This is a genomic window from Streptococcus pluranimalium, from assembly GCF_047785705.1.
Lineage (GTDB): Bacteria > Bacillota > Bacilli > Lactobacillales > Streptococcaceae > Streptococcus > Streptococcus pluranimalium_A.
In genome coordinates, this window is the sequence record NZ_JBLOJV010000004.1 from 72,222 (window position 1) to 86,545 (window position 14,324).

The 14,324-nt window shown below is 41.8% G+C and carries 16 protein-coding genes; 15 read left to right on the forward strand and 1 reads right to left on the reverse strand.

From position 1 onward, the window contains the following. Positions 1 to 156: 156 nt before the first annotated feature. Positions 157 to 2,427 (reverse strand): AAA family ATPase, encoded by a 2,271-nt coding sequence (locus tag ACMZ6Z_RS02020; RefSeq protein ID WP_416130992.1) that lies wholly within the window; start codon positions 2,425 to 2,427, stop codon positions 157 to 159. A gap of 291 nt (positions 2,428 to 2,718) precedes the next feature. Between ACMZ6Z_RS02020 and ACMZ6Z_RS02025 the strand changes: the two genes are divergently transcribed. The 15 genes from ACMZ6Z_RS02025 (at position 2,719) to ACMZ6Z_RS02095 (ending at position 14,215) form a co-directional block, all read left to right on the forward strand. Beyond that, complete coding sequence (locus ACMZ6Z_RS02025; protein WP_416130993.1) at positions 2,719 to 2,949, forward strand: DUF1797 family protein; 231 nt, start codon at positions 2,719 to 2,721, stop codon at positions 2,947 to 2,949. Positions 2,950 to 3,122: 173 nt separating this feature from the next. After that, complete coding sequence (locus ACMZ6Z_RS02030) at positions 3,123 to 3,809, forward strand: amino acid ABC transporter permease (protein ID WP_416130994.1); 687 nt, start codon at positions 3,123 to 3,125, stop codon at positions 3,807 to 3,809. A gap of 73 nt (positions 3,810 to 3,882) precedes the next feature. Then, a complete protein-coding gene (locus ACMZ6Z_RS02035; protein WP_416130995.1) occupies positions 3,883 to 4,740 on the forward strand; it encodes a bifunctional methylenetetrahydrofolate dehydrogenase/methenyltetrahydrofolate cyclohydrolase in 858 nt (285 codons plus the stop codon). A 159-nt stretch (positions 4,741 to 4,899) separates the two neighbouring features. Beyond that, a complete protein-coding gene (locus ACMZ6Z_RS02040) occupies positions 4,900 to 5,379 on the forward strand; it encodes a DUF1836 domain-containing protein (protein ID WP_416130996.1) in 480 nt (159 codons plus the stop codon). After that, on the forward strand, positions 5,363 to 6,013 hold the full coding sequence (trhA, locus tag ACMZ6Z_RS02045; protein ID WP_416130997.1) for a PAQR family membrane homeostasis protein TrhA: 651 nt from the start codon (positions 5,363 to 5,365) through the stop codon (positions 6,011 to 6,013). The genes ACMZ6Z_RS02040 and trhA overlap by 17 nt, the downstream gene beginning before the upstream one ends. A gap of 150 nt (positions 6,014 to 6,163) precedes the next feature. After that, positions 6,164 to 7,492 (forward strand): exodeoxyribonuclease VII large subunit, encoded by a 1,329-nt coding sequence (gene xseA / locus ACMZ6Z_RS02050; protein WP_416130998.1) that lies wholly within the window; start codon positions 6,164 to 6,166, stop codon positions 7,490 to 7,492. Continuing rightward, positions 7,482 to 7,700, forward strand: coding sequence for an exodeoxyribonuclease VII small subunit (locus ACMZ6Z_RS02055; RefSeq protein ID WP_416130999.1), 219 nt, complete (start codon positions 7,482 to 7,484; stop codon positions 7,698 to 7,700). Before xseA ends, ACMZ6Z_RS02055 begins: the two co-directional genes overlap by 11 nt. Next, positions 7,700 to 8,569: a polyprenyl synthetase family protein gene (locus ACMZ6Z_RS02060; RefSeq protein ID WP_416131000.1), complete on the forward strand. Its 870-nt coding sequence runs from the start codon at positions 7,700 to 7,702 to the stop codon at positions 8,567 to 8,569. Before ACMZ6Z_RS02055 ends, ACMZ6Z_RS02060 begins: the two co-directional genes overlap by 1 nt. Further along, the gene (locus ACMZ6Z_RS02065) at positions 8,562 to 9,386 is read left to right on the forward strand and encodes a TlyA family RNA methyltransferase (protein ID WP_416131001.1); all 825 of its coding nucleotides are present in this window, start codon (positions 8,562 to 8,564) and stop codon (positions 9,384 to 9,386) included. The genes ACMZ6Z_RS02060 and ACMZ6Z_RS02065 overlap by 8 nt, the downstream gene beginning before the upstream one ends. Next, positions 9,373 to 9,846, forward strand: coding sequence for an arginine repressor (locus ACMZ6Z_RS02070; protein ID WP_416131002.1), 474 nt, complete (start codon positions 9,373 to 9,375; stop codon positions 9,844 to 9,846). The genes ACMZ6Z_RS02065 and ACMZ6Z_RS02070 overlap by 14 nt, the downstream gene beginning before the upstream one ends. Positions 9,847 to 9,861: 15 nt before the next feature. Further along, positions 9,862 to 11,520: a DNA repair protein RecN gene (gene recN, locus ACMZ6Z_RS02075; RefSeq protein WP_416131003.1), complete on the forward strand. Its 1,659-nt coding sequence runs from the start codon at positions 9,862 to 9,864 to the stop codon at positions 11,518 to 11,520. Between the two features lie 70 nt (positions 11,521 to 11,590). Beyond that, positions 11,591 to 12,430 carry a DegV family protein gene (locus ACMZ6Z_RS02080; protein ID WP_416131004.1) on the forward strand — a complete coding sequence of 280 codons (840 nt, stop codon included), beginning with the start codon at positions 11,591 to 11,593 and terminating at the stop codon, positions 12,428 to 12,430. Next, the gene (locus ACMZ6Z_RS02085; protein ID WP_416131005.1) at positions 12,423 to 13,256 is read left to right on the forward strand and encodes an SGNH/GDSL hydrolase family protein; all 834 of its coding nucleotides are present in this window, start codon (positions 12,423 to 12,425) and stop codon (positions 13,254 to 13,256) included. Before ACMZ6Z_RS02080 ends, ACMZ6Z_RS02085 begins: the two co-directional genes overlap by 8 nt. Next, positions 13,243 to 13,833, forward strand: coding sequence for a YpmS family protein (locus ACMZ6Z_RS02090; protein ID WP_416131006.1), 591 nt, complete (start codon positions 13,243 to 13,245; stop codon positions 13,831 to 13,833). Before ACMZ6Z_RS02085 ends, ACMZ6Z_RS02090 begins: the two co-directional genes overlap by 14 nt. A 106-nt stretch (positions 13,834 to 13,939) precedes the next feature. Continuing rightward, a complete protein-coding gene (locus ACMZ6Z_RS02095; protein ID WP_416131008.1) occupies positions 13,940 to 14,215 on the forward strand; it encodes an HU family DNA-binding protein in 276 nt (91 codons plus the stop codon). The last annotated feature ends 109 nt before the right edge of the window (positions 14,216 to 14,324 follow it).

Below are 14,324 nucleotides of genomic sequence, written 5' to 3' on the forward strand. Positions count from 1 at the left end.
GTATTGCTTTAGACGACACTTATCATAGAAGTAGCTTTGCCCAACTCCTAAATGCTTGCTTTTGAGCGTATCAGTGATGAAGGTGGTGTTGCTGCAGAGGCAACTAAAAAACGAAAACCGTTACTCCATATGAGTTAACGGTTTTATCCCACGTTTTTATGATAGGTGCTGGCTTTCTGCTACGGTGTTGTCCGTTTTAGGGGAGGCTTTGATGACAATGTTACCATTTGAGGTCATGATGGCACGCAGATTCTTCTCTGAAGGATTTTCCAGATAGAAATCTGTGATCGCATCTTCAATATGATCTTGGATGGTTCGACGCAGTGGTCTAGCCCCCATTTTGGGATTGTAGCCAAGATCGACCAGTTTCTCTTTGACTTTATCAGTGACATCAAGATGAAGCCCTTTCGTAGCAAGTCGTTCATTGACATCTCCAATCATTAAATCAACGATAGTCAAAAGATTTTCTTTTTCAAGAGCCTTGAATTCGATAATCCCATCAAAGCGGTTCATAAATTCTGGGCTGAAGAAATCGCCAAGTTGATCAAGGACAGAGTTGGTACGTCCTTCACGAGCAGCCCCAAAGCCAACTGAAGCCTCTGCTTTTCCTGTTCCAGCGTTAGAGGTCATGATGATAATAGTGTCTTTGAAGCTGACGGTACGTCCTTGACCATCTGTCAAACGGCCATCATCAAGAACTTGGAGAAACATGTGCATGACATCAGGATGTGCTTTTTCGACTTCATCTAAAAGGATGAGTGAGTAAGGGTTGCGACGAACTTTTTCGGTTAGTTGCCCAGCCTCTTCGTAACCAACATATCCTGGAGGAGCGCCGACCAGTTTAGCGACGGCGTGTTTTTCCATGTACTCAGACATGTCAAAGCGGATCATGCTATCTGCTGAACCAAATAGTTCAATGGCTAATTGCTTAGACAATTCTGTCTTACCGACACCAGTTGGTCCGACAAAGAGGAAGGAGCCGATAGGACGATTTGGTGATCCAAGACCAACACGGTTACGACGGATGGCTTTTGCGATCTTATCCACAGCTTCATTTTGCCCAATCACATGATTTTTGAGATCATCGCCTAGATGGACTAACTGACTTTGCTCTTTTTCTTTGAGTTCTCCAACTGGAATATTGGTTTTTTGTTCAATGATAGCTTCAATATTTTTCTCAGTGATGATAGGGGTGTCTTGGTCATCGAGCTTTTGAGCCTGCATTTCCTTGTATTTGGCTATTTGATCACGGAAGTAAGCCGCACGCTCATAGTCTTCATCGCGAGTGGCTTGGGCTTTTAGGTTTTCGGCTTCAATCAAGCGTTGATCAATATCTTGAGGATTAACAAAGTTCAATGTTAGGTTCATTTTAGAGCCTGCTTCATCAAGAAGGTCGATAGCCTTATCTGGAAGGAAACGGTCTTGGATATAGCGGTTGGATAAGATAGCCGCAGCTTTGATAGCCTCAGAGCTATACTTGACATGATGATAGTCCTCGTATTTTGGACGAATACCTTCTAAGATGGTGATGGTTTCCTCAACACTTGGCTCATCGACTTTTACGGGTTGCATGCGGCGCTCTAGGGCAGCATCTTTTTCGATGATGCGATATTCGTTAAGGGTTGTTGCACCGACGAGTTGCATTTCACCACGGGCTAGTGCAGGTTTTAAGATATTACCAGCATCCATATTGCCGTCACCAGCATTACCAGCACCGACAATTTCATGAATCTCGTCAATAAAGAGAATGACATCCTGACGCTGACGAATCTCATCCATGAGCTTTTGCATGCGCTCTTCAAATTGTCCTCGAATACCTGTTCCTTGAACGAGGCTGACAACATCTAGGCGAATAACCTGTTTGCCTTGGAGTTTTTGTGGCACATCTGCATCAACAATTTTTTTCGCCAAGCCTTCAACAACGGCTGTTTTACCAACACCGGGCTCTCCGATTAACACCGGATTATTCTTGGTTCTTCGATTAAGGATTTCAATGACGCGAAGAATCTCCTCATCACGTCCGATGACTGGGTCAATCTCTCCCTTACGAGCAATATCTGTGATGTTGATGCCAAACTCCTCGAGAAGACCTTGCTGTTTTGGTTGCGCAGAGCCTTGTGGTGCATGGGGCTGGCGATTGCCAGGACCTTTGTTGCCACCTTGTCCTCCAGCCTGACTTTTAGGCTGGTTTGCTAAATCCCTGCTAAAAGCACGAAACTGATTGAGGTCTCCAAAAAAATCATCAAAAAAAGGATTTAGTGATGAAGAAGCCCTTTCTTGTCCTAGGGGTGATAAAGGATTATGTCGAGGTTCTGTTTTCATAATTTGGTAGCAATTTTGACAAAGGTCAACTTGTTTTTGTTTTCCATTGACATTGGTATATAAGTGAATACTTGATTCGTTTAATTGACAGTTGTGACAAAGCATAAGCATACCTCACTTTTGTTAAGAAATGGTTACAATACAATCAGGATGAGCAGTGACAAAAAACTTTTGGTCAAACATAGTCAAAGTTCATCTAAACCTATTATAGCACGATAGCAGGGCAATGCAAGTAAAAAGTTCAAAATTTTAGCACTCGACCGCAAAGAGTGCTAAAACTGTTTTGAACTAACGCCTTCGGCTAATTTTAGGATAAAAAAGAGTGAATGTTAGTTACTTTATTTCATTTTATGGTAAAATGGAAAGAAAGTATTTTAATAAATAGAGGAGTATGCTATGGAATCACATTTGGTTAGAATCATCAATCGTTTGGAGCTTATGGCTACAGATGGTGGTCATTTAAAACGTCATTTTGAGCGTGAAGGAGTCGTGGTTGCGGAAGTTTCTTTTAGCAATGATCCAGAAAATGGACCTGTTTTCACTTTGCGTGACGTTGAGGCTAAGGAGTCTTATTCATTTGATAGCATTGACTTAATCGCTATGGAAATTTTCGACTTACTGTATTAAGTTGATGGAAAGAGTCTGGAATAAGCGTATGAAACTCTTAGAGTTAGCGAGCTTATTTCACACTCTTTTTGTGTGAATCAGAGGGTGTTTTTGGTATTAAAATCCATATATTTGTATTTTAATTAAATTAATGTTATCATAAAGTAATATTTATTTAAAAACAGGAGTATATTATGGATTTTTCATTTTTACCCAAGTATTGGGCTTATTTTAATGATGGTGTCTTGGTGACCATTGTTATTTCGTTATGCGTTGTTTGCTTTGGGACCATGATCGGTATTTTGATGGCACTGCTAAAAAGAAGTTCTGTCAAGCCTTTGTCCTATCTAGCTAGTTGTTATATTTGGCTATTTCGTGGCACTCCCATGGTTGTTCAAATTATGATTGCTTTTGCTTGGTTGCATTTTAACGCTGCACCGACGATTAGCTTTGGCGTTCTGGATCTAGATTTTAGCCGTTTATTGCCTGGTGTGATCATTGTTTCTTTAAACAGTGGGGCTTATATTTCTGAGTCTGTACGTGCAGGGATCGAGGCTGTGCCAAGAGGACAGTTTGAAGCAGCTTACTCTTTAGGGCTGCCTCCTAGGCAGACCATGCGTTATATTATTTTGCCACAAGCGCTGAAAACGATTTTGCCTGCCTTAGGAAATGAGTTTATCACCATCATCAAGGATAGTTCCCTTTTACAAACGATTGGGGTTATGGAGCTTTGGAATGGTGCTCAATCGGTCGTCTCAGCGACTTATATTCCTGTGGAGCCCCTCTTATTTGCGGCAGCGTATTATTTACTGGTAACAACAGCCATGTCTGCTTTGTTGAAACGTCTTGAAAAACATATGGGCAAGGGAGAAAGGCTATGATCACAGGCATCGTGATTTTACTAAGAGAACCAGTTTTTTTGAATAAAGTACTATAAGAATAAAGGAGAGAGTGATGGCAAGATTGATTGATGGCAAATTATTGGCACAAAAAATGCAGTCTGACTTGGCGCAAAAGGTTGCCCAGTTAGAGCTAGAAAAAGGACTTGTACCAGGCTTGGTTGTGATTTTAGTTGGTAAAGATCCTGCAAGCCAGATTTACGTTAGGCATAAAGAGCGCTCTGCCAAGCAAGCTGGTTTTTACAGTGAAACCGTTCGTCTACCAGAGACGATTAGCCAACAAGAATTACTGGATTTGGTTGAGCAGTACAATCACGATGCGCGTTTTCATGGTATTTTAGTGCAGTTGCCCCTACCTGATCATATTGATGAGGAGGCAGTTGTCCTAGCGATTGATCCTGATAAGGATGTGGATGGTTTTCATCCTGTCAATACTGGGCGTCTCTGGGCTGGTCAACCAGCTATGCTGCCTTGTACGCCAGCAGGAATTATGGCCTTGTTTGAACACTATAATATCGATCTTGAGGGCAAGCATGCTGTTATTATTGGTCGCTCTAATATCGTGGGCAAGCCTATGGCTGCCATGTTATTAGCCGCTAATGCGACCGTGACCATGACACACTCAAGAACCAAACAGCTCAAAACAATCACTCAACAAGCTGATATTTTAATAGTTGCTATCGGTTGCTCAAGATTGATCACAGCAGACCATGTCAAACCAGGAGCTGTCGTCATTGATGTAGGGATGAACCGTGATGAGCAGGGGAAATTATCAGGTGATGTTGATTTTGCATCACTGGAGCCACTTGTTGATTGGATCACGCCAGTTCCTGGCGGTGTTGGTCCAATGACCATTACCATGCTCTTAGAGCAAACTTACCAATCAGCCCGACGATTCGCCATCTTGGATTGAAGAAAAAATAGCCTAAGTATCAGTAATGCTAATAGCATGTCCTGTTTTGAATTTCATTTACCGTGAAAAAAAGCCTTATCAAAGCATGTCTAAATCCATTTTAGACATGTTCATAGGCTTTTTTCTTGTTTATTTTTAAGATAATGCTATAATCTAGTTATGAAAACTAGATTTAATCTTTTTGATGAACTCAAAATCAACTTTCTCCCTAAGTGGCAGGATTTGCCAGACCTTGATTTGTACCTTGATCAGATCCTTTATTACGTCAATAAAGTCAGTCAGACCTCGGTAGATAGAGATCCAAAGGGAATCACCTCATCCATGGTGAATAACTATGTCAAACAAGGCTATCTTGATAAGCCCTTAAAGAAAAAGTATCAACGTCACCATCTTGCACGCTTGATTGCCATTGCCTTTTTAAAAAATGTCTTTAGTTTGCCAGACATTGATGAGGCTTTAAGTTTACTGAGAAAAGAATATAGCTCCGAGGAATTATATAACTTGTTTGTCAGCTCCATGAATGATCATGCTCATGTGCCAGAGCTTATTGACGATGCCTGTCTAGCGATCAAATCTTACTATAAAGTCCGTTTATCAACCCTAGCCCTAGGAGGAAATCACAGTGAATCAAACCTTTAAATTGAGCAATCCCTTGTCTTTTGGCGAAGAAATCGCTAATGCTACGACTCATGGTGTGGGTGCTGCTATCATGTTAACCCTTCTTCCTATTAGTGCGATTCATGCCTATCAGGCTTATGGTGTGACGGCAGCAGTTGGGGTATCTATTTTTGTGATCAGTTTGTTTTTGATGTTGCTATCATCAACCGTCTATCACGCTATGACTTACGGAACACCACAAAAGTATGTCTTACGCATCATTGATCATAGCATGATTTATATTGCTATTGCAGGTTCTTATACCCCTGTGGCCTTATCCTTGGTTGGTGGTTGGCTAGGCCTTGCCATTATCATTTTGCAGTGGGGCGTGACTCTTTTTGGGATTCTTTATAAAATTTTGGCGACCAAGATCAATGAAAAATTCAGTCTTTTACTTTATTTAGTGATGGGCTGGCTGGTGATTTTTATTGTGCCTGTTATTATGAAAGAAACCAATCTGACCTTCGGGCTACTCATGCTAGCGGGTGGCTTGTCTTACACGATTGGAGCCTTCTTTTATGCGAAAAAACGCCCTTACTATCATATGATTTGGCATTTATTTATCCTCTTGGCAGCTTTTTTGCAGTACATGGCGATTGTTTTTTACATGCTTTAGAGCCTTCGTCGTTTTATTTGGCATAACAAATGCTTTTAGTTGGGGAGACCCAGCTTTTTTTCTTAAGTCATATAGTCAGTTGTTTCTGATGAATAGCGTAAAAAATGGTATAATAAAAAAAGAATTTGCCTAAAAAAGGGAAGGAAGTGCATGTCGGATTATTTAACGGTTAGCCATTTAACCAAATACCTTAAATTAAAATTTGATCGTGATCCCTATTTAGAACGGGTTTATCTGACCGGTCAAGTCTCTAACTTTCGTCGTCGACCTAATCATCAATATTTTTCACTTAAGGACGAGCATGCCGTTATCAAAGCCACTATGTGGGCTGGGGCATTTAGGCAGTTGGGGTTTGACTTAGAAGAGGGCATGAAAATCAATGTCATCGGTCGTATTCAACTCTATGAGCCAGGAGGGTCGTATGCCATTATCATCGAAAAAGCTGAGCCAGATGGTATCGGGGCTTTAGCTCTTCAATTTGAGCAACTCAAGAAGAAACTAAGAGCAGCCGGTTATTTTGAGGATAGGCATAAGCAAGCTCTGCCTCAGTTTCCTCAAAAGATAGCTGTGGTGACCAGTCCCAGTGGTGCGGTTATTCAAGATATCATAACGACCATATCAAGACGATTTTCTGGTGTGGAAATCTTGCTGTTCCCCACCAAGGTACAAGGTGATGGGGCGGCGCAAGAAATAGCTGCTAATATTGCCAAAGCTAACGAGAGAAAAGACGTCGATCTTCTCATTGTGGGGCGTGGTGGAGGGTCTATCGAAGACCTCTGGGCTTTCAATGAAGAGCTTGTGGTTGAGGCTATTTTTGAGTCACGTTTGCCAATCATATCAAGTGTTGGTCATGAAACGGACACAACCTTGGCAGATCTGGTGGCAGATCAAAGAGCAGCGACCCCAACGGCAGCAGCAGAGTTAGCAACTCCGATAACTAAGGCAGATCTGTTAGCTTGGCTAGGAGAGCGTAGGCAACGTCTCTACCAAGCTAGTCTGCGTCAGATCAGGCAAGGACAAGAGCGTTTTGATAAGGCCAGGTATTCGGTGATGTTTAGGCAGCCAGAACGTCTTTACGATGGCATCGCTCAGAAATTAGATTATGTGATAAGCCACTTGAGACAGATTATGGCTAAGGAGTTTAACCAAGCAAACCAGCAAGAAAAACTATTAAGTCAACGTCTTTTGACATTAGGATTATCCGAGAAAGTCAGTCGCTATGAGGAAAGGCTAGGTGTCTTGCAGCGCTTGCTTTTATCTAACATGACCAGCGCCTATGACAGCAAGGTCAGTCGTTTGGAAAAAGCACAAGATACCCTCTTATCCCTTGATACAACAAGGATTGTGGCGCGTGGTTACGCGATTGTCCAAAAAGATCAACAGATCATCACCAGTAGTAAGGCTGTTTCTCAAGGTGATTGCCTTCACCTACAGATGAAAGATGGAAAGATAGAAGTAGAGGTCAAAAATGCCAAGTAAACAAAAAACATTTGAAGAAAAATTACAAGAATTAGAAACCATCGTTGCTCAGTTGGAAAATGGCGATGTCCCACTGGAAAAAGCTATTGAGCAATTTCAACAAGGGATGATCCTATCCAAAGACCTTCAAAAAACCTTGCAGGATGCAGAGAAAACACTTGTCACAGTGATGCAGCCAGATGGGGCAGAAGTAGAAATGGACGCTTAATGGATAAGATTAAGGCAATTGATAAGGCAATCCATCGTTACTATCGTAGCCATAATGTGGTGTCATCAGACTTGATCGATGCCATTTTATACTCTGTTGAGAGTGGCGGCAAGCGTATTCGTCCGATGATTTTGTTGGATTTATTGGAGGGGTTTGGGCTTGAGCTGACAGCGGCTCATTTTGATGTGGCTGCAGCCTTAGAGATGGTTCATACGGGCAGTCTTATCCATGACGATCTACCAGCGATGGATAATGATGACTATCGCCGTGGTCGCTTGACCAATCATAAACAGTTTGATGAAGCAACCGCTATCTTAGCAGGAGACTCTCTCTTTTTAGATGCGACAGGCTTGATTGCAAGAGCTGACTTGGATGTGACCATCAAGCTTGATCTGATGCAACACTTGTCACATTGCTCAGGAACCTTTGGCATGGTTGGTGGGCAAATGCTTGATATGAAAGGTGAAGGAAAGTCATTGACGCTTGATCAGGTCCAGTTGATTCATGCCAATAAAACAGGTACTCTTTTGGTCTTTCCCTTTATGGCTGCGGGACTGATTGCCAAACAAACAGACGCGGTCATTCGTCAATTAGAGCAGGCAGGGCGCCTTATCGGTCAGGCCTTTCAAGTTCGCGATGATATTTTAGATGTCACCGCAGATTTTGAAACACTTGGCAAGACACCAAACAAGGACTTAACAGCTGGCAAGTCAACTTACCCAGCCCTCTTAGGTTTGGATCAGTCTTATGCGGTTTTGGAGGATTCTTTGAACCAAGCGATAGCTATTTTTCAAGAAATGGCAAGAAAAGCCAGTTTTAAGCCTGATGCCATCGTTGCGATGATAGAAAGGTTAAGGTGTCATGCCTAAAGAAAGAGTGGATGTGCTGGCTCATAGGCAAGGACTGTTTGAGACACGCGAGCAGGCCAAGCGAGGTGTTATGGCAGGCTTGGTGGTCAGTGTCAAAAGTGGTCAGCGTTATGATAAGCCAGGTGAGAAGATTGAAGACGGTATTGAGTTAAAGTTAAAAGGCGACAAGCTACCTTATGTTAGCCGCGGTGGTCTGAAGCTAGAGAAGGCCTGGGCTGTTTTTGGTCTTTCGGTGCAGGATAAGATTGCTATTGATATCGGTGCTTCGACAGGTGGCTTTACAGATTTGATGCTACAACAAGGCGCCAAGTTGGTCTATGCTGTTGATGTGGGAACCAATCAGTTGGCTTGGCAACTACGTCAAGACCAGCGTGTCTGCTCCATGGAGCAGTATAATTTTCGCTATGCAGACGTTCAAGATTTTACCAAAGGACTGCCAGAGTTTGCTAGTATTGATGTCAGTTTTATCTCCCTCAATTTAATCTTGCCAGCCTTGGCGACGATTTTAGTTGATGGTGGGCAAGTGGTTGTTCTTATTAAGCCTCAATTTGAAGCAGGACGTGAGCAGATTGGTAAAAATGGTATTATTAAAGACAGGGTCGTCCATGAAAAAGTTTTAGAGAGGGTCACGACCTTTGCGCAGACTCACGGGTTTAGCGTTGAGGGATTAGATTATTCTCCGATTCAAGGTGGTCAAGGGAATATCGAATTTTTGGCATATATGAAAAAATCAGCGTCACCGAGCAAGGTCTCTTGTGATATTGGTCAGGTGGTCGCTCAAGCACATGAGGAATTTAAAAACAATGCGAAAGAATGAACGATTAGAGTTGATTGTCACTATTGTGAGTGAACAAGAAATTGAAACACAGCAAGAATTAGTAGATCTACTAAGAGCTAAAGGTGTCTTAGCGACGCAAGCCACTGTCTCACGAGACATCACTACCTTGGGTATCATCAAGGTAAAAGGCAAAAAAGGAGGCTACGTCTATGGCTTGTCACAAGAAACAGCTGAGCGCTACATGACACCCTTACAACGAGCAATGGATAATATTTTAGAGCTGTCACAGGGATCAGGGACACTTGCGACTATGGTTAATATCACGGTTGTACCTGGGTCAACAACTTATTTGAAACGCTTGATCTTGGATGACTATAAGGATCAGATTTTTAGCTTGATAGGAGATGACGACAGCTTACTTTTGCTGGCAAAGACTGAGCAAGCTGCCCAGACAATCGTGGAGAGTTTTCAAACTTGGATGAAGATGCTGACAAAATAGAGAACGAGGAGAGCCATGTTATTAGAGATTTCCATAAAAAACTTTGCCATTATTGAGGAGATTTCACTGACTTTTGATAATGGCATGACGGTATTGACGGGTGAGACTGGGGCTGGGAAGTCCATCATTATTGATGCTATGAACATGATGCTCGGTGCGCGTGCTTCTACAGAAGTCATTCGTCACGGTCAAGCCAAGGCAGAAATTGAGGGTCTATTTTCCGTCGAAAAAAGTCCCCAGCTACTGTCGATTTTAGAGGAAAATGGCATTGCTGTTGAAGATGACTTGATTATTCGTCGTGATATTTTCCAAAATGGGCGTAGTGTCAGTCGTGTGAATGGTCAGATGGTTAATGTGACAACCTTGAAAGCCATCGGTCAGCATTTGGTTGATATTCATGGGCAACATGATCAAGAAGAACTTATGAAACCTAGTCTTCATAGTCGTATGCTTGATGAGTTTGGGGATCATCATTTTTTAGCTATCAAAACAAGCTATCAGACAGCTTTTGAGGCCTATCGTCTTTTGCGTAAGCGAGTGATCGACCAACAAAAAAATGAGCGTGAGCACAAGGCGCGTATCGAAATGCTGGCCTTTCAAATCGCAGAGATTGAGGCGGCGTCTCTGACATCAGGAGAAGATGATCAGCTGACTCAAGAACGTGATCAATTGATGACTGCCAAGCAAATTGCTGATACGCTAGCCAATGCTTACACCATGCTTGATAACGAGGAGTTCTCTAGCTTATCAAACGTTCGTTCAGCCATGAATGACCTCTTGAGCTTGGAAGAGTTTGACCCTGACTATAAGGACGTGTCAAATCATCTTTCTGAAAGTTATTACATGTTAGAAGATGTAACTAGAAAACTTAGCGATTGTATGGAGCGTTTAGACTTTGATGCTGGGCGTTTAGTAGCCATCGAATCACGCTTGGACAGTCTAAATGCCATCACACGTAAGTATGGCGGTAGTGTTGATGATGTCTTGGAGTATCTGGATAATATCACTAAGGAATACCATCTGCTAACAGGTAATGAGGCAAGCTCAGAAAGTCTTGAGATGGACCTGCGTTTTCTTGAGAAAGAGTTATTACAAGCTGCAGCAGCACTTTCTGAAGCAAGGCATCAGATGGCACTCACCTTGGAAAAAGAGATTAAGGCTGAATTGACAGAGTTATACATGGAAAAGGCTGATTTTCAGGTGCAATTCACCCAGGGCAAGTTTAGTAAAGAAGGCAATGAACACATTGAATTTTACATTTCTACCAACCCTGGCGAAGGCTTTAAACCCTTGGTTAAAGTCGCTTCTGGAGGTGAATTGTCACGTTTGATGTTGGCTATCAAATCAGCTTTTGCACGCCAAGAAGATAAGACAAGTATTGTCTTTGATGAAGTTGATACAGGTGTTTCAGGTCGGGTTGCTCAAGCGATTGCTCAAAAAATTTATAAAATTGCAAGCCATGGTCAAGTGCTAGCGATTTCTCATCTACCACAGGTCATCGCAGCTGCGGATCATCAGTTCTATATTTCTAAAAAAAGCGATGAGCAATCAACAGTATCAACGGTGCGACGCCTGAACCATGATGAGAGAGTCCAAGAAATCGCTAAGATGATTGCAGGAAACAATGTCACTTCTTCAGCCATAGAGCAAGCCAAAGAGTTGTTGGGACGGTGAGATGGGTATCACTCCTTGTCACCTTGTTAGTCTTTTTAAAGGCAAAATAAAATAAGAATGGGTTTTAAATATGAGTCATGTTAAAATCGTCACTGATTCATCGGTTACCATAGATCCAGAGAGGATAGAGGCACTTGATATTACCGTTGTTCCCCTATCTGTCATGATTGATGGTAAGCTGATGTCAGACGCTGATTTAAAAGAAAAAGGCAAGTTTTTATCGCTTATGAAAGAGAGCAAAGCTTTGCCTCAAACGAGCCAGCCACCGGTTGGTTTGTTTGCAGAAGTATATGAAAAACTAGTTTTGGACGGAGCAGATCAGATTCTATCCATTCATCTGAGCCATGCTTTTTCAGGGACACTGGAAGCTGCCAGACAAGGAGCAGATATAGCAGGAGCCAATGCGACGATTATTGACTCTGGCTTTATTGATCAGGCCTTGGCCTTTCAAGTGGTTGAAGCAGCTAGGCTGGCAAAAAATGGAGCTAGTTTAGAAGCGATTATAGAGTCCATTGAGGTTATCCGCCAAAAAACAGAGCTTTATATTGGCTTGTCAACTCTTGAAAATCTTGTCAAGGGTGGTCGTGTGAATCGAGTGACAGGATTTTTGAGTTCACTGTTGAAGATTCGTGTGGTTATGGCCTTAAAGCAGCATACCCTAAATCCTTTGATAAAGGGTCGCGGATCAAAAGTCTTTTTAAAGTGGTTAGATAGTTTTGTCAATCAGATAGAGCAGCGACCAATTGCTGAGATTGCGATTTCTTACTCAGGTCAAAAAGATGTTGCCCTCATGCTAAAAGACCGATTACAAGGCTACACTCAAACCGATATTACTGTTTTAGAGACGGGCTCGGTGATTCAAACACATACAGGTGAGGATGCTTTTGCAGTTATGGTGCGCTATGAATAGACAACGACGACATGATATCATGATTTTCTTTCTAACCTTGTTAACAGCTGGGCTTGTTTTTTGGTTTGTCATTCCAACGTCAAATGCCAAGCTCAAAAAATCTGATTTTTTAAAGGAAAAACAGACTCAGTTTCATTTGTTTGCCATTGGGGATTCCTTGACACAGGGTGTTGGAGATACTACTGATCAGGGAGGTTTTGTACCACTTTTGGCTAAACGTATGGACGAGGCTTACCGTTATGAGACTGTGACCAGTAATTATGGTGTTTCAGGAAATACCAGTCGCCAAATTTTAAAGCGCATGAAAAAGCAAAAGGCCATTCAAGACAATCTCAAATCGGCAGATCTCATGACTATAACGGTTGGTGGCAATGATGTTATGAAAGTGATACGAGAGCATTTCACTCATTTAAATGTGACGGATTTTAAAGAAGGGTTTAAGGCTTATCAGCAAAACCTTCACGAAATAATTGAGCTCGCCAGATCAGAAAATCCAAAACTGCCCATTTACGTTGTGGGGATTTACAATCCGTTTTACCTTAATTTCCCAGAAATGACCCAAATGCAAGATATTGTTGATAACTGGAATGCCCAAACAGAGCAATTAACATCCCAGTATGAAGGTGTTTATTTTGTGGGAATCAATGATCGTCTCTACAAAGGGATAGATGGGAATGAAGGCATTGTTTCTGTTTCTGGTGATCAAACGAGTGTCGTGAATGACGCTTTGTTTAGTGAGGATCATTTTCATCCCAATAACACAGGCTATAGTATTATGGCTGATGCCATCATGGAAAGGATAAGTCAAACGCATGACAACAAATAAGACACTTTGGAGAACCCTTTTTTTGGTTTTACTCGCCATCAACCTCGCTTTTATCAGCGTTATTGCCTATCGGGTCATCCAACCACGCGAACAAGGCATCAGTCAGCAGACATCATCAACAACAGAAGTCAAAGCTGTTAAAGCAGGAAGTTTTATCACCACAAGAGAAGAGTTGAATAATACCGTCGCTGCCTTTTTAGAGAAATACCAGTCTAAAGGCTTAAGCTATGAGTTTTACACGACATCAAGCCAAGTGCTATTCCAAGGGACCTACCAACTTTTGGGTTACGACATTCCTCTTTATGTTTATTTTGAACCCTATGTCTTGAACAATGGCGATGTTCAGTTGAGTGTCACTTCCGTATCAGCAGGAACCTTGACACTGCCTAGACAAGAAATTTTGGCTTATATCGCCAAAACCTATAATATCCCCAGCTTTCTCAATATAAAACCCAAAGAATCTCAAATCATTTTATCATTAAAAGACATCAAATTATCAAATGGTTTATATGCGAAAGCCTCAGAATTTAGCCTTGCCAACGACCGGATTCGATTTGATTTATTTAAAGAGCCTTAAAGAGAGATAAAATCAGTGTTAAATGCTTGACCTTAGCTTCTTTTTTCGATATGATAAAGACTGTCAATAAGCACTAAGCTTAAATTTTATGGAGGATTTGTTTACAATGGCAAACAAACAAGATTTAATCGCAAAAGTTGCAGAAGCAACAGAATTAACTAAAAAAGATTCAACTGCAGCAGTTGATGCCGTTTTTGAGGCAATTGAAGGTTTCCTTGCAAAAGGTGACAAAGTTCAACTTATCGGTTTTGGTAACTTTGAAGTTCGTGAGCGTGCAGCCCGCAAAGGTCGTAACCCACAAACTGGTGAAGAAATCTCAATCGCAGCTTCAAAAGTACCAGCATTCAAAGCTGGTAAAGCACTCAAAGACGCTGTTAAATAAAAGCATCTAAAAAACCTATTGTTCAACGGTTTTACGTTGAACAATAGGTTTTTATTGTAAGAAAAGGGCGGATCAATTCGGCACGTCCTTTTTTAGTTTATCTATGTTA